This window comes from Nocardioides sp., from assembly GCF_035481145.1.
Taxonomy (GTDB): Bacteria; Actinomycetota; Actinomycetes; order Propionibacteriales; family Nocardioidaceae; genus Nocardioides.
In genome coordinates, this window is the sequence record NZ_DATIHB010000207.1 from 1 (window position 1) to 18,795 (window position 18,795).

General features: G+C 72.4%; 15 protein-coding genes. 6 read left to right on the top strand and 9 right to left on the bottom strand.

What is annotated here, in order from left to right:
• Positions 1-1,412: DUF6350 family protein (locus tag VLF38_RS16715; protein ID WP_325272370.1), on the bottom strand; the 1,412-nt coding region annotated here is incomplete at its 3' end.
• 89 nt (positions 1,413-1,501) lie between these two features.
• Between VLF38_RS16715 and VLF38_RS16720 the strand changes: the two genes are divergently transcribed.
• The 3 genes from VLF38_RS16720 to VLF38_RS16730 all read left to right on the top strand — a co-directional run bounded on the left by VLF38_RS16720 (position 1,502) and on the right by VLF38_RS16730 (position 5,747).
• Positions 1,502-3,334, top strand: a complete 1,833-nt coding sequence (locus VLF38_RS16720; RefSeq protein WP_325272371.1) for a hypothetical protein — start codon at positions 1,502-1,504, stop codon at positions 3,332-3,334.
• A 99-nt stretch (positions 3,335-3,433) separates the two neighbouring features.
• Positions 3,434-3,958, top strand: coding sequence for a SigE family RNA polymerase sigma factor (locus VLF38_RS16725; protein WP_325272372.1), 525 nt, complete (start codon positions 3,434-3,436; stop codon positions 3,956-3,958).
• The gene (locus tag VLF38_RS16730) at positions 3,951-5,747 is read left to right on the top strand and encodes a hypothetical protein (RefSeq protein ID WP_325272373.1); all 1,797 of its coding nucleotides are present in this window, start codon (positions 3,951-3,953) and stop codon (positions 5,745-5,747) included. Before VLF38_RS16725 ends, VLF38_RS16730 begins: the two co-directional genes overlap by 8 nt.
• 97 nt (positions 5,748-5,844) lie before the next feature.
• Here the strand turns inward: VLF38_RS16730 and sucD are convergent, their stop codons facing one another.
• Both sucD and sucC read right to left on the bottom strand, forming a co-directional pair.
• Complete coding sequence (gene sucD, locus VLF38_RS16735) at positions 5,845-6,759, bottom strand: succinate--CoA ligase subunit alpha (protein ID WP_325272374.1); 915 nt, start codon at positions 6,757-6,759, stop codon at positions 5,845-5,847.
• Between the two features lie 20 nt (positions 6,760-6,779).
• On the bottom strand, positions 6,780-7,946 hold the full coding sequence (gene sucC / locus VLF38_RS16740) for an ADP-forming succinate--CoA ligase subunit beta (protein ID WP_325272375.1): 1,167 nt from the start codon (positions 7,944-7,946) through the stop codon (positions 6,780-6,782).
• 305 nt (positions 7,947-8,251) lie between these two features.
• Here sucC and VLF38_RS16745 point away from each other — a divergent pair, with 305 nt between their 5' ends.
• Positions 8,252-9,133, top strand: a complete 882-nt coding sequence (locus tag VLF38_RS16745; RefSeq protein WP_325272376.1) for a M23 family metallopeptidase — start codon at positions 8,252-8,254, stop codon at positions 9,131-9,133.
• A gap of 415 nt (positions 9,134-9,548) precedes the next feature.
• Here VLF38_RS16745 and VLF38_RS16750 read toward each other — a convergent pair whose 3' ends face one another.
• From VLF38_RS16750 to VLF38_RS16765, 4 genes are all read right to left on the bottom strand, one after another.
• Positions 9,549-10,472, bottom strand: coding sequence for a cation diffusion facilitator family transporter (locus VLF38_RS16750; RefSeq protein WP_325272377.1), 924 nt, complete (start codon positions 10,470-10,472; stop codon positions 9,549-9,551).
• 24 nt (positions 10,473-10,496) lie between these two features.
• Positions 10,497-12,962, bottom strand: a complete 2,466-nt coding sequence (pcrA, locus tag VLF38_RS16755; protein ID WP_325272378.1) for a DNA helicase PcrA — start codon at positions 12,960-12,962, stop codon at positions 10,497-10,499.
• A 97-nt stretch (positions 12,963-13,059) separates the two neighbouring features.
• Positions 13,060-13,416 carry a hypothetical protein gene (locus VLF38_RS16760; protein WP_325272379.1) on the bottom strand — a complete coding sequence of 119 codons (357 nt, stop codon included), beginning with the start codon at positions 13,414-13,416 and terminating at the stop codon, positions 13,060-13,062.
• 23 nt (positions 13,417-13,439) lie between these two features.
• On the bottom strand, positions 13,440-14,870 hold the full coding sequence (locus VLF38_RS16765; RefSeq protein WP_325272380.1) for a PLP-dependent aminotransferase family protein: 1,431 nt from the start codon (positions 14,868-14,870) through the stop codon (positions 13,440-13,442).
• A gap of 61 nt (positions 14,871-14,931) precedes the next feature.
• Between VLF38_RS16765 and VLF38_RS16770 the strand changes: the two genes are divergently transcribed.
• The gene (locus VLF38_RS16770; protein ID WP_325272381.1) at positions 14,932-15,642 is read left to right on the top strand and encodes a hypothetical protein; all 711 of its coding nucleotides are present in this window, start codon (positions 14,932-14,934) and stop codon (positions 15,640-15,642) included.
• On the opposite strand, the gene VLF38_RS16775 is transcribed toward VLF38_RS16770, so the two are convergent.
• Both VLF38_RS16775 and VLF38_RS16780 read right to left on the bottom strand, forming a co-directional pair.
• Positions 15,608-16,246 carry a response regulator transcription factor gene (locus VLF38_RS16775; protein WP_325272382.1) on the bottom strand — a complete coding sequence of 213 codons (639 nt, stop codon included), beginning with the start codon at positions 16,244-16,246 and terminating at the stop codon, positions 15,608-15,610. The genes VLF38_RS16770 and VLF38_RS16775 overlap by 35 nt on opposite strands.
• Positions 16,246-17,523 carry a PspC domain-containing protein gene (locus VLF38_RS16780; protein ID WP_325272383.1) on the bottom strand — a complete coding sequence of 426 codons (1,278 nt, stop codon included), beginning with the start codon at positions 17,521-17,523 and terminating at the stop codon, positions 16,246-16,248. The genes VLF38_RS16775 and VLF38_RS16780 overlap by 1 nt, the downstream gene beginning before the upstream one ends.
• A gap of 143 nt (positions 17,524-17,666) precedes the next feature.
• On the opposite strand from VLF38_RS16780, the gene VLF38_RS16785 reads away from it, so the two are divergent.
• On the top strand, positions 17,667-18,795 hold a 1,129-nt coding region (locus VLF38_RS16785; RefSeq protein ID WP_325272384.1), incomplete at its 3' end, for a PspC domain-containing protein.

Consider the following 18,795-nt stretch of genomic DNA (forward strand, 5'->3'; position numbering starts at 1 on the left):
CCAGAGGTCTCCGCACCCGCCGACACGTCGACCGCGACCGTGGCCTCGGTCTCCTCCGCCTGCGCCTCGGCCTTCGGGTCGACCTTCGGCCGGGCCTTCGCGTCGGATGCCCCGCGGCCGACGACCACGGTCGGCTCCGCGTCCGGGTCGGCGGGGCCGCTCACGACGACCACGGGCGGCGGGTTGCGCCGGGTCAGCCAGGTGCCGACCAGGCCACCCACGAGGCCACCGATGCCGAGCGCGACGATGCCGTGGACGAGGGTCGAGCCGACGAGCGGCCCCACCGTCTCCATCCGGCCCGGGCCGACCGCCCCGCCCGCCAGCGCGGCCAGGACCGTGAAGAAGACGGCGGCGACCACACCCGCGGAGAGGCCGCGCACGGCGCCGACGTCCCAGTCGGTGGTGGGGCGACGGTGGCGCGAGCGGGCCACCGCGACGGCGGCGGCCACCGGCGGCAGGGCGATGAGGAACGGCGTCCAGACCGGCGTTGCGCCGTTGTCGGGAAGGGCCGCGAGCAGCGGGAACATCGGGACCGGACCGAGCGCGACCAACGTCGGGGAGACAATCGTGTCGGTGCCGACCGTGAAGCCCGGACCGAGGAGGTAGGAGCCTGCGAAGACCGCCGCGTTGGGGAGGACGAGCAGGCTCAGCAGGACGTACGCCGTGCCGCCGGTGAGGTCGGTGCCGAGCTGCGAGAGCACGCTGAGCGCCGCACCCCCGTCGATCACCAGCGCGGTCAGGAAGACGAGCGTGGAGAGGGCCAGCAGCCAGGCCAGCATGCGCACCGCGACCGCGAGGGTGTCGCGCACCGGCTCGGGCACGCGCCCGAGCCACACGGCAGCCCGCCCGGAGCCAGCGGCGACCCCGGCGCCCCCGACACCGCCCGCGAGGAGCAGGCTCCCCAGCAGGACGGCACCGAGCGACGGCTGTGTCTCGATGGACCCGGCGACGACGGCCACGACGATCGCGGTGAGCACGTAGGCGACGGTGAAGATCGTCGCACCGGCAGGCACGGTGAGGTCGCGCTCGCCGTCGGCCAGCGCGTACGCGTCGGGGCCGTGGCTCGAGAGCTGCTCACCGGTGCGCTGCCCGCCGCGCCACACGGCGTACGCGACGAGCGTGGTGAGGCCGAGCGGCAGAGCGGTGATCGCGGAGCCGTGGACGTGGATGCCGGAGCCGTGGGCCATCAGCCAGCCGAGTGCCCCCACCCGGAGCGCATCGCGGGGCGCCCCGTGGGCACCGCCGTCGGTCAGGAACCAGCCGACCAGCGCTGCCATCATCAGGATGCCCAGCGGCACCGCGGCGGCCAGGACGCCGCCGCGAAGGGCGACCAGCGCCAGGGAGCGCTGGGTCTCCCCCTCCGGCGAGGTCGGTGAAGGGCGGGAGGCGGAGAACGTGCTGCGGCTCGACATGACGGCCCCATCCTCCCCGGTCGCGACGACCGCAGCGACGAGGACGCGCCGAGGCGATCCCGGAGCCACCCGGTAGGTTGGGCGACGCCATGCGAGACCCCGCACAGTTCGACGCGTTCTACGCCGCCGCGCGCCAGCGCCTGCTCCTCCAGGCGTTCGCGCTCACCGGCGACCTCGGGGCCGCGAAGCGTGCCGTGCGCGACGGCTTCGTCGCCGCGTGGCACCACTGGCACAAGGTCTCGCGGCAGGACGACCCCGAGGCCTGGGTCCGACCGGTCGCCTGGCAGCACGCCCAGCGGCGCCACACCGCTCACTTCTGGCGCCGCGAGGGCTCGCTCGCCCCGGAGCACCGCGCCACCCTCGACGCTCTCGACGAGCTCACCGCCATCCAGCGCCGCGCCCTCCTCCTCCACGTGCTCGCCGGTCTCGACAGCGACGAGTTCTGCCACGAGATCGGCCTGACCGAGGCCAGCGCGGCGCGACAGCTGCGCCTGGCCGAGGCCCAGTTCGCGATCCACCGCGACGTCGAGCCCTCCGAGGTCGACGCCACCCTGCAGGACCTCGGCACGCCGCTCGAGGTGCTCCGCCTTCCGCGCTCGTCGATCATCCGCCGCACCGGCACTGCCCGCCGCCGGGCCCACACCAGCCTGGGCGTCGCCCTCGCGGGTGCCGTCACCGTCGGCGCGGGGTTCGCGGTCAGCCACGACGCGCCGGTGACCGCGAGCATCACCGGCCCGCGAGGCGCGGACGCCCCCGGCCCCGACGCACCCGACGCCGTGGTCCACCTCGACCCGGCCGACCTCCTCGCGGGTGCCGACGTCACCCGGCTCGCGGCCCGCCCGCTCGACGAGACCGGCACCGGCAACAACACCGAAGGCACCGGTCTCAACCTCCCCTGCCAGCCGCGGCGGTACGCCGACCCCGAGGCGCTGGCTGCTCTCGTACGACACTTCAAGGCACCTCTCGTGCCGAAGAAGTCGGCCGCCACGGGGCTGGTCCAGGTCGTGGAGCGCTCTGCCGACGACGAGGCCGCCACCGCGGCGTACGCCGACGTGCTGGGCTGGTTCTCCGACTGCGCCGGCAAGCGCATGCAGCTGATCGACACCTACCGGCTGAGCGGAGCGGGTGACCAGGGTGCGCTGCTCGTCGTCCGCGACTGGGCGAAGCCGGTCACCACCTGGACGATCGCCGTGACGCGCACCGGCTCGCTCGTGACCACGCTCGCACGCGACGTCGCCGACCCGCGTCCTCCCGCTCTGCCCGCCTTCCTGGCCGCGGTCGGCAACGCCGTCGACCGCCTGTGCGGCGCCGAAGGAGGCGGCACCTGCGCGACGACCCCGCGCCACGTCGCCAGCGCTCCCCCGCCCGGGCCCTCGGCACGCGGCATGCTCCAGGCGGTCGACCTGCCGCCCGTGTCCGGGGTCCCGCAGGCCTGGGTCGGGACGGCTCCCAGCGCGGCCACGACCAACCCGGCCGCGACGACCTGCGACCGAGCCTCGTTCGCCGGCCGCGCGGTGGCCTCCTCGTCGACGCGCACCTTCCTCATGCCGCAGGCCCGTCTCCCCGCGCAGTTCGGCCTCAGCGAGACGATCGGCCGTTTCCGCAACGGCGCACAGGCGAAGGCGTTCGTCGACGGCATCGAGAAGCGGATGCGCTCCTGTGAGGACCGCAACCTCTCCGCGTCCGTCGAGGAGATCCGCCACCAGCCGAAGGGCGCGAGGGGCGCGATCCACGCGTGGCGGATCACGATCGAGGTCTCCGACAACCGCTCGGTCGACTTCTGGCTCTCCGTGGTGCGCCGCGGCCCTGTCGTCGCCCAGGTCGGCTTCGTGCCCGTGGAGAAGGCCCGGATCGAGCAGGGCGCGTTCCTGAAGCTCGCCGAGCGGGCACTGCTCCGCCTGCAGAACCTCCCGCCTGCCTGATTTCTGCAGGAGGATGGAGCCGGATGCAACCGGACGGCTCCTCCGCGCGTATCCCCGTCGACAGCAGAGCTCGACAGCACGAGGAACGGGGGCAGCGCGATGGATGAGTCGGAGTTCGACGCGTTCTACACCGCCTCCTTCGCGCGCCTGACCGGGCAGCTCCATGCCCTGATCGGCAACCGCGACGAGGCCCAGGAATGCGTGCAGGAGGCGTTCGTCCGTGCCTGGCAGCACCGGCGCGTGCTCGAGCGGGCCGACCACCCCGAGGCATGGGTCCGGACCACCGCCTACCGCCTCGCCGTCAGCCGCTGGCGCCGAGTCAGGCTCAGCCGGCGCCCGGCCGACCGGGCCGTCTCCCCCGCCGCCTGGACCGATGCCGTCGACGAGTCACGCGTCGCGCTGATCGCCGCGCTGCGCCAGCTCCCCGAGGCGCAGCGCCAGGCGCTCGTCCTCCACCACCTCTGCGACCTGCCCGTCCAGGCGGTCGCCCGCGAGGTCGGCGTCCCCGAAGGCACCATCAAGGCCCGCCTCTCGCGCGGCCGCGCCGCCCTCGCCGCCCTGCTCGACCCCACCGAGCCGTCCCCAGCGTCCGCTCCGTCCACACCGGGAGCCAGCCATGCCTGACCGCGACCCCCTCCAGCAGCTCGCCTCCTTCGGCACCGGTGGCCCCGTCGACCCACTCCCGGCCACGGAGGTCCGCCGGCTCGGCGACCGCCGTCGGGCACGCCGTACGGCGGTGGCCTCGGTCACCGGTGTCGCCGCCGTCCTCGCCGTGGTCGTCCCCGCCGGGCTGTACGCCGCTCGCGACGGCTCCGGCGGCGCGGTGCCGCCGGGGACGTCGACGTCAGCCGGCCCCGCGACGATCCCCGCCGACTTCCCGCTCGACCGTGAGGCCTACGACTTCGGCGAGAACGGTCAGCGCTCCGGGCCTGCTGCCGGCGTCACCGTCGAGCAGCCGCTGCCGTGTGGCCGTGACCCGCTCGCGTCGCGCCCCGTCACCGACCGGCTCGGCTTCGCCAACGAGGGCGACGAGTTCCGCGACCACCGCCAGCTCCTGCTGTATGCCGACGAGAGCGCTGCTGCCGCAGCCATGGCGGCGGCAGCCGCGGCGGTCGAGGGCTGCACCACCGATCCCGGCACCGGCGCGGGCACCGGCGGGACGCTGACCTGGACGGCGCTGCCCGCCGACACCGGCTTCGCCACCGCGACCTACCGCCAGGGCGTGCAGGAGGCGATGGGGGGCCGGACCTTCCAGCTGACCCGCGTCGGCCGGGCCGTGCTGCAGGTCGCCTGGATCGGCGAGGGCGGGGGCGATGTGGCCGGGCAGAGCGCGGTCACCGAGGCGATCGCCCCCGCGATGTGCGGTTGGTCGGCGAGTGGCTGCGCCTCCCCTAGCCCGACGGAGACTCCGGGCACCGACCCGGACCCGGCCGTCAAGGAGATCGCCGACGACTTCCCGCTCATGGACGGCTTCCCCGAGCGCTCCGAACGCGGCGAGAAGGGCTACGTCGGCCCGAACCGCACCATCGAACCGATCGCCCTCGAGGCCTGTGGGGCGCCCGTCCCGGACCTCGAGCCCCGCGACCGGCTCCTGGGCCGCTACGAGAGCGCCGAGGACTACCGCACACGCCAGCTCACGACGTACGCCGACGCCGAGTCCGCCGTCGCCGCCTCCCGCGCCCTCGTGCAGGCGTTCAAGGACTGCCCCAGCGATGGACCGGATGCCGAGGGGTACACCTCCGAGCATGAGGTGCAGAAGCTGACACTCGGCGGTGAGTCCTGGGCGATCCTCGACCGCGCCACGTTCGACGGAGGCCAGACCCCGTTCGGGAGCACACTGCTCGTCGTCCGCGTCGGCCGTGCCGTCCTCGTCGAGGAGCACGGCGGACATGCCGGCTACCCCAACGCTGAGGGCATCCAGGAGCTGAGCCAGCGCCTGGCGACGCCCATCGCGGTGATGTGCGCGTTCACCCAGGCCGGTTGCGGCGACGACGCGGAGCCCTCGGAGACCGCCGGTGCGGACGGTGGCTTCGGCCCGAGCCTCGGCGGCCTCCGGCTCGGCGAGGACCTGGCACAGGTCGAGTCGGCCGGCTGGAGCCTCACCGGCACCGGCGACTGCCGCGGACTGCTGCCCCCGGGTGGCGGCCACATGGAGGGGGCGATGTACCAGGAAGGGATCGGCGTGGCGAGCGTCGTCGACGCGCTGGGCGAGGGCACTCCCGAGGGCATCAAGACGGGATCCAGCAAGGCAGCCCTGCAGGATGCCTACCCGACGGCGACGTTCACCGGGCAGGCCGACGCCGAGCGCGCCGTCGTCCGGCTCGACGGGCCGGGGCAGTGGGAGTTCACGCTCTTCGAGGGCGAGGTCGTCTCCCTCGCCCTCGTCCACGACGACGCCACCTGCACGGCCTAGCCTGCTGGGTCCGGCCGCCGCAGTGGCACACGGCGAAAAAGGCGAAGGCCCCCGGGAGCGAACCCGGGGGCCTTCGTCGTACTGCTGGGAGCCTGGATCAGGCGTTGGGCTCGATGCCCAGGCCGACCAGGATCTCGCGCGCCAGGGCAGCGGTGGCGGACGGCGTCTTGCCGACCTTCACGCCGACGGCCTCGAGGGCCTCCTGCTTGGCGGCGGCGGTGCCCGCGGAGCCCGAGACGATGGCGCCGGCGTGGCCCATGGTCTTGCCCTCGGGGGCGGTGAAGCCAGCGACGTAGCCGACGACCGGCTTGGTGATGTTGGCCTTGATGTAGTCGGCCGCGCGCTCCTCGGCGTCGCCACCGATCTCGCCGATCATGACGATGACCTTGGTCTCCGGGTCCTCCTCGAAGGCCTGGAGGGCGTCGATGTGGGTGGTGCCCACGATCGGGTCGCCGCCGATGCCGATGGCGGTGGTGAAGCCGAAGTCCTTCAGCTCGTACATCATCTGGTAGGTCAGCGTGCCCGACTTGGAGACGAGACCGACCGGGCCCTTGCCGGTGATGGTGTGCGGCGTGATGCCGGCCAGCGACTCGCCCGGCGTGATGATGCCGGGGCAGTTCGGGCCGATCATGCGGGTGGACTTGCCCTGCAGGTACGACCAGACCTCGGCCGTGTCCTGCACCGGGACGCCCTCGGTGATGACCACGATGAGCGGCATCTCGGCGTCGATCGCCTCGATGGCCGCGGCCTTCGTGAACGCCGGCGGGACGAAGAGGACCGACACGTTGGCGCCGGTCTCCTTCATGGCCTCCGCGACGGTGCCGAAGACCGGCAGCTCGACGTCGGTGCCCGTGGCGTCCTTGTGGGTGACGGTGGTGCCGGCCTTGCGGGCGTTGACACCGCCGACGATCGTCGCGCCGGAGTCCATCATCAGGGCGGTGTGCTTGGCACCCATGCCGCCGGTGATGCCCTGGACGATGATCTTGCTGTCAGCGTTGAGGTAGATGCTCATAAGTCTTCTGAATCCCTATCTCAGGCGTTCGCCAGCTCGGCGGCCTTGTCGGCCGCGCCGTCCATGGTGTCCACCTGCGTCACGAGCGGGTGGTTCAGCTCGTTGAGGATCTGGCGACCCAGCTCGACGTTGTTGCCGTCGAGGCGGACGACGAGCGGCTTGGTGGCCTTGTCACCGAGGAGCTCGAGCGCGCCCTTGATGCCGTTGGCGACCTCGTCACAGGCGGTGATGCCGCCGAAGACGTTGACGAAGACAGACTTGACCTGCTCGTCGTTGAGGATGACGTCGAGGCCGTTGGCCATCACCTGGGCGTTGGCGCCACCGCCGATGTCCAGGAAGTTGGCCGGCTTCACGCCGCCGTGGTTCTCACCGGCGTACGCGACGACGTCGAGGGTGCTCATGACGAGGCCCGCGCCGTTGCCGATGATGCCGACCTGGCCGTCGAGCTTGACGTAGTTGAGGCCGAGCTCCTTGGCCTTCGCCTCGAGCGGGTCGGCCTCTTCCTTGATCTCGAAGGCCTCGTGGTCGGGGTGACGGACCTCGGAGGCGTTCTCGTCGAGCGAGACCTTGCCGTCGAGGGCCTCCAGCTTGTCGCCCTCGAGGCGCGCCAGCGGGTTGACCTCGACCAGGGTCGCGTCCTCCTCGACGAAGACCGTGTAGAGCTTCTCGATCATCGTCACGGCCTGCTCGAAGACGGCCTCGGGGAAGCCGGCCTCCGTCGCGATCTCACGCGCCTTGGCGGCGTCGACACCCGTGCCGGGGTCGATCGCGATCTTCTTCACGGCGTCGGGGTTGGTCTTCGCGACCTCCTCGATCTCGACACCACCCTCGACGGACGCGATGCAGAGGTACTGACGGTTCGAGCGGTCCAGCAGGAACGAGAAGTAGTACTCCTCCTGCGGCGGCGTGGCCGGGGTGACCAGGACGCGGTTGACCGGCAGGTCCTTGATCGTCAGGTTCAGAATGTTGGTGGCGTGCTCGAAGGCCTCGTCGGGCGTCTTGGCGAGCTTGACGCCACCCGCCTTGCCGCGGCCGCCGGCCTTGACCTGAGCCTTGATGACGGTCACGCCACCCAGCTCCTCGGCCGCCTTGCGAGCGTCCTCAGCCGTCTCGACGACCACACCGAGGGTGGTGGTCACGCCATGCTTGGCGAAGAGTTCCTTCGCCTGGTACTCCATCAGGTCCACGATCCACCCAGTCCTTGTCGTTGCGTATGAGTCCGGGGATTCCTTCGAGGCACAGTAGACCCGCCGTACGCCGGACGACCATGCGGACCCCATCATGGACGCTGAACGTGGTCGATCCCACACCTGACCTCACGGACTCACGCCGAACGGTCGGATTCTGCGCTTGGCGGCGTTCACGAATGCACAACCAGCGAGCGGCCCTCTCCATTTTCTCTCCACATGGAAGCTCCGAAGATTGGGTAGGCCGCGGAGGTTTCGCTTAGAGTCGTCCCCGCTGTCTCGTTCCCGAACAGAGGATTTCACTGATGGGCGACCACCGAGCACCCCGTGGTGCACGCGTTGCGCAACGCGGTGACGTCACCACCTCGGCCGGCTACGCAGGCGCCGGTAAGCGCCGCGCCGCCAAGCACGGCGCGCCGCGCGGCCCGCTCGTCAGCGGCCTCCCCTCCGCCCCGGTCCTCCTGGGTGTCGCCGCACTCTCGGTCTCCGCTACCGGTGCTGTGAGCGCGGCTGCGGCGGACAGCAGCAACGTCACCAACGACGCCGCTCCCGCGCGCTTCGCCGCGCCGGCCAACGCCCTCGGCGGCGAGAGCGTCGTCTCCACGTCCTCTCTCGAGGAGGAGCGCGCCGAGCTCGTCTCGCGTGACTCCGCCCGCGACGCGCTGGCCACGGCCTCCTCGACGCGGCTCGAGGCTGCCGCCGAGGCGCAGGCCCAGGAGCGCAGCACCGCGCTCGGCCAGCTCGCCAAGGCCGCGCAGTCGCACGCCGACGAGCTCGCGGCCAACCGCTGGGTCCTGCCCCTCACGGCCGGCACCTACCGGATCTCCGAGGGCTTCGGCGAGGGCTACGCCTGGCGTGGCTACGGCCACACCGGCCTCGACTTCGCCACGCCGTCCGGCAGCCCCGTCTTCGCGGTCGCCAGTGGCACCGTCATCTCCGCGCAGTACGCCGGTGGCTGCGGCTACATGGTCGAGCTCCGGCTCGAGGACGGCACCGAGCTGAAGTACTGCCACAACAGCTCGCTCGCGACCTCGGTCGGCGCCGAGGTCAAGGTGGGCGACGTGATCGCCTACTCCGGCAACACCGGCCACTCCACCGGCCCCCACGTGCACCTCGAGGTCCACCCCGGCGGTGGCGACGCGGTTGACCCGTACGCCGCGCTGGTCGCCAACGGCGCCACTCCGTAAGGAGCGCAGCGACTGCAGGCGTGGCGCCGTTGGCGACCAGCCGAACGTCCGCGTAGGAGCCGAGGCGTCGGTTCCCTGCGAGCGAGCGCAGCGAGTGATGCGGGGAAGCGACGCCTCGGCGAGGTGACCGCTGCCGAGACCTGACGTGGAGAGCCGCGCGAGCGCAGCGAGCGTCGGCGGCCGCAGGGACGGAGCCGACCGGAGAGCCCCGCTAGCGCAGCGAGCGTCGGCGGCGGCGGACGCGCCCCCGACGCCCCACGTGTAACGCGGAGTTAGTGGCACTTCCGCGCCCGCACAGCGGCGCGGTAGTGCCATTCAGGGCGCGTTAGTGCCGACCGCCGCGGCGGCGCCCCCGCGGCTGAAAGTACGCGCCGCCTCGACACCCCCCGGCTGCAAGTACGCGCCGCCTCGGCGGTCAGTGCCGGCCGGTCTCCGAACTGGCGTGCGCCACCGGCTCGAACTGGAACGTCGAGTGCTCGACGTCGAACTTCGCGTGCAACGCCTGCTGCACCTCAGCGAGCAAGGAAGCCGTGTGTCCGTCCTGGAAGCACCCGTCCTCGACGACGAGGTGCGCCGTCAGCGCGGGCAGCCCCGAGGTGATCGTCCACGCGTGCAGGTCGTGCACGTCGAGGACGTGGTCGACGGCCAGCAGGTCGGCACGGACCGCGGCGAGTTCGACGTGGTCGGGTGCCCCTTCGAGCAGCACACGCCCGGACTGCCGCAGCAGGCCCCAGGCAGCGTGGACCATCAGGACCACCACGAGCAGGGTGGCGATCGTGTCGGCGGGCATCCAGCCGGTGGTCATGATGACGACACCGGCGACCGCGGTGCCGATGAAGCCGTAGAGGTCGGTCAGCACGTGCTGGTAGGCGCCCTCGACGTTGAGGCTGGAGCGGTTGGCTCGGGCGAGGAGCGCGACCGCGGCGATGTTGACCACGCAGCCGATGAGGGCGACGACGACGACGGCGCCGCCGGCGACCTCGGGCGGGTCGGCAAGCCGGCGTACGGCCTCGACGGTGAGCATGCCGGCGACGACGAGCAAGGTGATGCCGTTGACGGCGGCGGCGAGGATCTCGGCGCGCTTGAAGCCGTAGGTCCACACCAGCGACGCGGGCCGCGCGGCCAGGCGCATCGCCCAGAGCGCCGCAGCGATCGCACCGACGTCGGAGAGCATGTGGGCGGCGTCGGAGAGCAGGGCGAGCGAGCCGGAGGCGAACGCGACCACGACCTCCCCGGCCATGAAGGTCGACAGGAGGATCAGGGCACCCCAGAGCAGGCGCCGGTCGGCTTCGCCGGAGACGCCGTGCTGGTGACCACCGTGGTCGTGCCCTGCTCCCATGCCGCGAGTGTAGAGAGCGGCGCCCTACAGCTTCTCGACGGGCGCGTAGCGGAGCAGCAGCCGCTTGACGCCCTCGCTGCCGAAGTCGATCGAGGCCACTGCCTTCTCGGCCGCACCCTCCACCGACACGACGGTGCCGAGGCCGAAGGAGTCGTGGGTGACCCGGTCACCAGGGGCCAGCGACGGGATGGCCCGCGCCTGCTTCTGCTTCGCAGCGGCATCGAGGCGCAAGGCGGCCGACCCGAACGCACGGCGCCCGCGGTCCGTCGCAGCGGACCCGAAGGAGCCACCGCTTCCGGTGCCGGAGCCCCAGGTGGTGCCGGCGTCCTCGTACGACCGACGGCGCCATGAGGTCATCTCCGACTCGGTGCGCTTCCAGTCGACGAGGGTCGCGGGGAGCTCGTCGAGGAAGCGGGAGGCCGGGTTGTGCGCCGGCGCACCCCAGGCCGAGCGCTGCACGGCGCGGGAGATGTGCAGCCGCTTCTCGGCGCGGGTCAGCCCGACGTACGCCAGGCGCCGCTCCTCCTCGAGCTCGGTGAGGTCGCCGAGCGTCCGCATGTGCGGGAAGACGCCGTCCTCCATGCCGGTGAGGAAGACGACGGGGAACTCCAGGCCCTTGGCGGTGTGGAGGGTCATCAGGGTGACGACACCCTTCTCCTCGGCCTCCGGAGACTCCGGGATCTGGTCGGAGTCGGCGACCAGCGCGACCCGCTCGAGGAAGTCCGAGAGACCGGGCGAGACGATGCCGGCGTCGACGTCGGCAGGGTCAGCCGAGGGACCGGCCTGCGGGTCGTCACTGAACTCGCGCGCGACAGCGACGAGCTCGGCGAGGTTCTCCACGCGGGTCTCGTCCTGCGGATCGTCGGACGCCTCGAGCTCGGCGAGCATGCCCGAGCGGGTCAGCACCGACTCGAGGATGACGTCAGCCCGCTCGTCGGCGGCCACCATCGACTGGAGCTCCTGGACCATGTCGGTGAAGCCACGGATCGCGTTGAGGCTGCGGGTCGCGATCCCCGCCGCCTGGTCGGCACGGAGCAGCGCCTCCCAGAACGTGACTCGCTCCCGCTCGGCGTACGCCGCGACGCAGGCCTCGGCGCGGTCGCCGATGCCGCGCTTGGGGGTGTTGAGGACGCGGCGCAGCGAGATCTCGTCGGCGGGGTTGGCCAGCATCCGGAGGTAGGCCAGCGCGTCGCGGATCTCCTTGCGCTCGTAGAAGCGGACGCCGCCGACGACCTTGTAGGGCATGCCGTGGCGGATGAAGATCTCCTCGAAGACCCGGCTCTGCGCGTTGGTCCGGTAGAAGACGGCGACGTCGCCCGGGCGGAAGTCGCCGGTGTCGGTGAGCGCGTCGATCTCGCGGGAGACGAAGCGGGCCTCGTCGTGCTCGTCGTCGGCGACGTAGCCGACGACCTTCTCCCCCATGCCCGCGTCGCTCCAGAGCCGCTTGGGCTTGCGGCCCTTGTTGTTGCTGATGACCGCGTTGGCGGCCTCGAGGATGGTCTGCGTCGAGCGGTAGTTCTGCTCCAGCAGGATCGTCGTGGCGTCGGGGAAGTCCTGCTCGAAGTCGAGGATGTTGCGGATGTTGGCGCCACGGAAGGCGTAGATCGACTGGTCGGCGTCACCGACGACCATCAGCTCGGCGGGCTCGATGCGGTGCCCACTGGAATCGCCACCGGCCCGCGACTCGTCCATCGCGTCGGCACAGAGCTGGTGGATCAGGGCGTACTGCGCGTGGTTGGTGTCCTGGTACTCGTCCACCAGCACGTGGCGGAAGCGCCGCCGGTAGACCTCGCGCACGTCGGGGAAGGCCTGGAAGAGGTGGACCGTCGTCATCAGCAGGTCGTCGAAGTCGAGCGCGTTGGCCTCGCGCAGGCGACGCTGGTAGTTGGTGTACGCCGAGGCGTAGGCGCGCTCGAAGTCGTTGGACGCGTCCTTGGTGGCGTCGTCGGGGTCCTTGAGCTCGTTCTTCTGGTTGGAGACCCAGCCCAGCACCGCGCGCGGCTGGAACTTCTTCGGGTCGAGCTCGAGGTCGTTGAGGACCAGCTGCATGAGCCGCTTCTGGTCCGAGGCGTCGTAGATCGAGAAGTTGCTCTTGAAACCGAGCTTGTCGGACTCCTTCCGCAGGATCCGCACGCACGCGGAGTGGAAGGTGCTCACCCACATCACGCGGGCCCGCTTGCCGATGAGGTCCTCGACGCGCTCCTTCATCTCGGCCGCGGCCTTGTTGGTGAAGGTGATCGCCAGGATGCTGCCGGGATGCGCGTTGCGCTCCTGCACCAGCCAGGCGATGCGGCGGGTCAGCACCCTGGTCTTGCCCGAGCCGGCGCCGGCCACGACGAGCAGTGGCCGCCCCTGATGGATGACGGCTGCGCGCTGCGGCTCGTTGAGTCCCTCGAGCAGCGCCTCGCGGCTGGACGTGCGTGCTGGCTCGACGGACTCGAGTCCCGGAATCGGGAACGACGACTGGCCGGGGATGGGGAAAGCGTTCATGCTGCGCCCAGCCTACGGGCGCTCACCGACACTCCCCGAAACCCGGGTTGTGGTGCGTTCGAGCCCCGGGTTCTGGCGTGTTGAGTCCCGGGTCTGGTCAGCCGCCGTGCGCGGACGACCAGAGGACAGCCACCGCGACGTTGGCGACCGTGAGCCCGACGGCGAGCCAGTAGAGGGGGTCGCTCAGCCCCTTCTTGCGGCGCGCCTCGAGCAGTCCGACCACACCCAGGCCGACCAGCAGCTTCACGCCGACCTTGGCGTGGTCGACGTCGCCGTCGCCCGCCTCGAGGACGCCCACCAGGAGGAGGCCGGCGAGGAACGCGATGCGCGCGCCCCAGATCGTCGAGAGGTGCACGGCCTTCTGCGTGGCCTTCGCCTGGCCGAGCAGGCCACCGAGGAGTGCCGCGAACGCGACCAGGTGAACGACGAGGAGGAGCTGACGCACGATGTCCATGACCGGGAGCCTACCGACGGGGCTCAGACGACGCGCACGCGCTCCGGCTGCCGCCGCTCGACCGCGTGCAGGGCAGCCTCCCAGGAGTCAGCGAGGACGTCGACCGCGGCGCGCAGCTCGTCGGCCGGGCGGGACCACGGCAGCCGGATGAACCGCTCGAGTCCGCCCTCGACAGCGAAGACCGGCCCCGGCGCGATGGACGCGCCGCGCTGCTCGGCCTCGGCGGCGAGCATGCTCGAGACCGGTGCCGGCAGCTCGACCCAGAGGCAGAGTCCGCCCGCGGGCACGCGGAAGCGCCAGTCGGGCAGCCGCTCCCGCAGGGCGGCCACCAGCGCATCGCGCTGCTCGCGGAGCCGGTCGCGCTGGACGGAGGCGATCGGCTCGGGGTCGGCCAGGATCCGCGCGAGCACCAACTGCTCCACCAGGGGCGCGCCCAGGTCGATGCCGAGACGGGCAGTGGTGATCTGCTCGATCCGCTGCCGCGGCGCCCGGATCCAGCCCAGGCGGAGCCCGCCCCAGAACTCCTTGCTCGCAGAGCCCACCGTGATCGCGTCCGGCAGGAACGTCGCGAAGGGCGGGGGCATCTCGATCGCATCGAGCGCGAGGCCCTGGTGCGCCTCGTCGACCACCGCGACGACCCGGTTGCGGCGCAGCGCCGCGGCGTACACCTCGCGCTCGTCGGCAGTCATCACGTGGCCGGTGGGGTTCTGGAAGTCCGCCAGCACGTACGCCGCCCGCGGCGCCGCCTGGCGCACGGTCGCCACCATGCCCGGGATGTCGAAGCCGCTCGCGTCGACGGGCGAGGTCACCAGCCGGGCACCACGGCTGGCCAGGGCGTTGGTCGCGTTGGGGTAGACCGGACTGTCGACCAGGAGCCGGTCGCCGGGCGAGGTGAGGGCCTGCGCGACGATCGCGGTGGCGGAGAGGGCGCCGGGCGTCACGAGGATCTGGTCGGGATCGGTCGGGAGCCCCCGCGCCGCGTAACCAGCGGCGATCCGCTCCTGCAGCGCGGGCAGGCCGGCCGGGAAGTAGCCGTGCCCCGCGAGGTACGCCGGGAGCTCGGCCACCGCCGCCTCGTAGTGGGCCGCGATCCCCGTCGGCGCGCTGCCGGCAGCGCAGTTGAGGTCGATCAGCTCGGGCGTGCCCGGGAGCGGCGCGAGGGCGCGGTCGAGGGTGGCACGACGTCCGCCCGGGAGGCAGGTGAAGGTGCCGGCGCCGGTGCGCGCCTCGGCGAAGCCACGCTCGCGCAGGTCGGCGTAGGCCCGCGTGACGGTGGTGCGGCTGACGTCGAGCGCAACGGTGAGGTCACGCTCGCTGGGGAGCCGCGCGCCCAGCGGGATCCGGCCCTCGCCGATCAGGAGACGGAGCGAGTCGGAGAGCCCCGCGTACGCCGGGCTCCGGTCGAAGCCGCCGACCAGGGTGGCTATCCGACCTGCCGTCATGACCGCGTTCATACAGGCCACTATCCAGCGATTGGCTATTTCTTACAAGGCCGATTTCGGTCAGCCTTGCACCATGACCGCGATCGTCCCGCCTGTGTCCCCCGTTCTCGGGCCCACTCCCGCGCCGGCCCGGGCACTCGCCTCCCTCACCCCGCGCGAGCAGCTCCGCGCCGGCCGCCTCCCGCGGCGCCTGGTCCAGCTTGCCGTCGGCCTCTGGCTCTACGGCGCCTCGATGGCGATGGTGATCCGCGGTGCCCTCGGGCTCGACCCGTGGGACGTCTTCCATGCCGGTGTGATGACCCACGTCGGCCTCTCCTTCGGCACCGTGGTGATCGCCGTCGGCGCTCTCGTCCTGCTGCTCTGGATCCCGCTGCGCCAGATGCCGGGGCTGGGCACGGTCGCCAACGTCGTCCTCATCGGCGTCGCCACCGACGTGACGCTCGCGCTCCTCACCGCCCCCGACGGGCTGCTGGCCCGGAGTGCCCTCCTCGTCGGCGGCATCGTCCTCAACGGCCTCGCCGGCGCGCTCTACATCGGCGCGCAGCTGGGCCCCGGCCCGCGCGACGGTCTGATGACCGGCCTCGCCCGGCGTACGGGTCGCTCGATCCGGCTGGTCCGCACCAGCCTCGAGGTGAGCGTGCTCGTCGTCGGCTTCCTGCTCGGCGGCCAGGTCGGTCTCGGCACCGTGCTGTACGCCGTGGCGATCGGTCCGCTGGTCCAGCTCTTCCTGCCGTGGACGATCGTGGAGCTCAGAGCAGCCGACGGTCCGACGCCCAGCGCGTGAGCTCGTGGCGGCTGGAGAGCTGGAGCTTCCGCAGCACGGCCGACATGTGGGTCTCCACGGTCTTCACCGAGATGAAGAGCTCGCCGGCGACCTCCTTGTAGGAGTAGCCGCGCGCGATGAGCCGCATGACCTCGCGCTCGCGCTCGGTGAGCCGGTCGAGGTCCTCGTCGACCGCAGCGACCTCGATGGTGCCGGCGAACGCGTCGAGCACGAAACCCGCCAGCCGCGGCGAGAAGACCGCGTCTCCGCCGGCCACCCGCGCGATGGCGCTGACCAGCTCCGGACCGGTGATCGTCTTGGTGACGTAGCCACGGGCACCGGCGCGGATCGTGCCGATGACGTCCTCGGCGGCGTCGCTCACCGACAGGGCGAGGAACCGGGTCGCGGACGGACCCACACGGCGCATCACCTCGGCGCCTCCCCCGCCGGGCAGGTGGACGTCGAGCAGCACGACCTCCGGGGCGTGGGCCAGGACGGCGGCGACCGCCGAGTCGACGTCCTCCGCCTCGGCCACCACGTCCACGGACGGCGCGGCCGCCAGCTCGGAGCGCACGCCAGCGCGGAACATCGCGTGGTCGTCGACGATCAGCACACGGGTGCTCATTACTTGTCCTCCAGTGACATCTTCAGCACCACCTCGGTGCCCTCCCCCAGACGCGAGGTCACCCGGGCACTGCCCCCGTGACGCTCCATCCGGTCCACGATCGATCCTCGTACGCCGTGGCGGTCCGCGGCGACGGCCTCGGGGTCGAAGCCTCGACCGCGGTCCTTCACGAAGACCTCGAGCTGCGACGGCGACGCCTCGGCGTACACGTCGACGCGGCCCGAGCCGGCGTGGCGGGCGGCGTTGACGACCGCCTCGCGCGTGGCCAGCAGGACCGGCTGCGTGCGCTCGCCGAGCACGAGGTCGCCGACGGTGACCACTTCGACGGTGACGTTGTGGTCGGCCTCGACATCCGCGGCGAGCGCGGCCAGCGCCGCCGACAGGGAGCCCGACGGAGCGGCGTCCTCGAAGAGCCACGACCGCAGGTCGCGCTCCTGGGCGCGCGCCAACCGGGCCACCTGGGCAGGGTCGGCGGCGTTCTTCTGGATCAGCGCGAGCGTCTGTAGCACCGAGTCGTGCAGGTGCGCCGCGACGTCTGCCCGCTCCTGCGAGCGGACCCGCTGGGCGCGCTCCGCGCCGAGGTCGTTGAGCAGGCGGACCAGCCAGGGTCCGAGGACGAGCAGCACACCGACCAGCCCGAGCCCGGTCGCGACGAGCACGTCGAGCGCGACCGAGAGCCGGCCCGAGCGCAGTGCGAAGAGCACCAGCGCCGTCAGCAGCATCAGCACGCCGACCAGGAGGCGTGCCCACCCGGCCCAGCCGCCGTCGCCCACGAGCGCTCGTACGGGATCGATCCGGCCGGAACTGTCGCGCCACCGCTCGCGGCTCGACTCGTCGGCCTGCCGCCAGATCAGCGCGACGCCACCGAGGCCGAGGACCAGCACCCACAGCACGAGGCCGGTGCCGAGGACCAGCTGCGCCACGAAGAGCGCTCCGATGCCGAGCGCGACCACCGCGACCGCCGGGCCGACATCGGCCAGCCCACGGCGCGTCGTACGCCGGCCGCCGCGCTCAGCGGCCGCCAGCCCGGGAGCCGGCTCGGCGGTGGAGGCAGCCGGGAGCCAGAGCCACAGGGCGGCGTACATCAGGACACCTGCACCGTTGGCGAGCGCGAGCAGCACGAACCCGACGCGCACCCAGGTGACCGGCCAACCGAGATGGGCGGCGATCCCGGCGGCGACTCCGCCGAGGAAGCCCGCGTCGGGGTCGCGGTACGCCCGCCGGGGCTCGTACGCCGGAGCGGAGCCTGCGGGCGGGAAGGGGGCAGCGGAGGTCATGGTGCGGCCATCGTGGCACGCGCGGGCGCGTGGCGGGATCGGGATCGCCCCCGACCCGACCCCGAGGGCCGCAGGAGAGCCCCGGCAGAGGTTCAGGGTCGTCCCCGATGGTCCGGGCGGCTGCGGCACGGAAGGCTGGAGCCATGGACGAGAACAGCACTCCCCCGGCCGGCGAGACCCCGCCGGACCCGGCCTCCGGGCAGGACCCGGCCTCCGGCCCCCAGCCCGGGCAGCAGTACGGACAGCAGTACGGGCAGCAGTACGGTCCCCGCGTCAGCGGCGCCGACATCCGTGACGTCAGCCGGCTGCGCCGCAGCGTCACCGACCGCCACATCGCCGGCGTCGCCGGCGGCCTGGCCCGCCACCTCGACGTGGACCCGATCCTGGTCCGGGTGGGCTTCGTCGTCTTCACCCTCTTCGGCGGCGCGGGCCTGCTCCTGTACGGCGCACTCTGGCTCCTGGTCCCCGAGGAGGACGAGCAGGCCGCACCCATCAACCTCGACCCGCGCAGCCGCAGCGTCGCACTGGTCGTCGTGGGCGTGATCGCGGCACTGAGCTTCCTCGGCAACGTGTTCGGCGGATGGGGTGGCAACCACGACGGCTTCCTCTTCTTCCCCCTGATCCCGCTCGCGATCGTCGGCTACGTCGCGTACGTCGTGCTCCGTCGACGTGAGCGCCGCCAGGCCCACTTCACGGCACAGGGCGGCGAGACCGGGCAGCCCGCCTGGGCCGCGGCGTACGCCGCCGGGCCGGCCGCCGGCCTGAAGGCCGACGCGCAGGCGAACCCGGAGAAGTACCGCGACGTGAACGCGTGGCAGGTCACCGGCGATCCCCGCACGGGCTACCGCTGGGTGCGTGACCCTCGCAAGAAGGGCCCGCTGCTCTTCTGGATCGCCCTCCCCCTGATCGCGCTGGCCCTCGGCGTGCTGGGCACGGTCGACCTGGCCGGCACCCACGTCATCGCGGCGGCGTACCCCGCGCTGGCGCTGACCGTGGTCGCGGTCCTCCTGCTCCTCGGCTCGTTCTGGGGTCGTGCCGGCGGACTGATCCTGCTCGGCCTGCTGCTGGTCCCGGTGACGGCCGTTGCGACCGCGGCCGACCACTGGGAGGGCGAGGACGTGCGCTACACGCCCGCCAGCGCAGCGGAGCTGCCCGCGGACGGCGACTACCACCTCGATCTCGGCAAGATGGTCGTCGACCTGACCCAGATCGACCCGGCGGCGCTCGACGGACGCCGGATCACGGCCGGCGTCGACGTCGGCGAGGTCGAGG

Coding starts and splice junctions, on each gene's coding strand:
- VLF38_RS16720 (WP_325272371.1), top strand. CDS start 1,502: ATGCGAGACCCCGCACAGTTCGACGCGTTCTACGCCGCCGCGCGCCAG.
- VLF38_RS16725 (WP_325272372.1), top strand. CDS start 3,434: ATGGATGAGTCGGAGTTCGACGCGTTCTACACCGCCTCCTTCGCGCGC.
- VLF38_RS16730 (WP_325272373.1), top strand. CDS start 3,951: ATGCCTGACCGCGACCCCCTCCAGCAGCTCGCCTCCTTCGGCACCGGT.
- sucD (WP_325272374.1), bottom strand. CDS start 6,759: ATGAGCATCTACCTCAACGCTGACAGCAAGATCATCGTCCAGGGCATC.
- VLF38_RS16745 (WP_325272376.1), top strand. CDS start 8,252: ATGGGCGACCACCGAGCACCCCGTGGTGCACGCGTTGCGCAACGCGGT.
- VLF38_RS16750 (WP_325272377.1), bottom strand. CDS start 10,472: ATGGGAGCAGGGCACGACCACGGTGGTCACCAGCACGGCGTCTCCGGC.
- pcrA (WP_325272378.1), bottom strand. CDS start 12,962: ATGAACGCTTTCCCCATCCCCGGCCAGTCGTCGTTCCCGATTCCGGGA.
- VLF38_RS16760 (WP_325272379.1), bottom strand. CDS start 13,416: ATGGACATCGTGCGTCAGCTCCTCCTCGTCGTTCACCTGGTCGCGTTC.
- VLF38_RS16765 (WP_325272380.1), bottom strand. CDS start 14,870: ATGAACGCGGTCATGACGGCAGGTCGGATAGCCACCCTGGTCGGCGGC.
- VLF38_RS16770 (WP_325272381.1), top strand. CDS start 14,932: ATGACCGCGATCGTCCCGCCTGTGTCCCCCGTTCTCGGGCCCACTCCC.
- VLF38_RS16775 (WP_325272382.1), bottom strand. CDS start 16,246: ATGAGCACCCGTGTGCTGATCGTCGACGACCACGCGATGTTCCGCGCT.
- VLF38_RS16780 (WP_325272383.1), bottom strand. CDS start 17,523: ATGACCTCCGCTGCCCCCTTCCCGCCCGCAGGCTCCGCTCCGGCGTAC.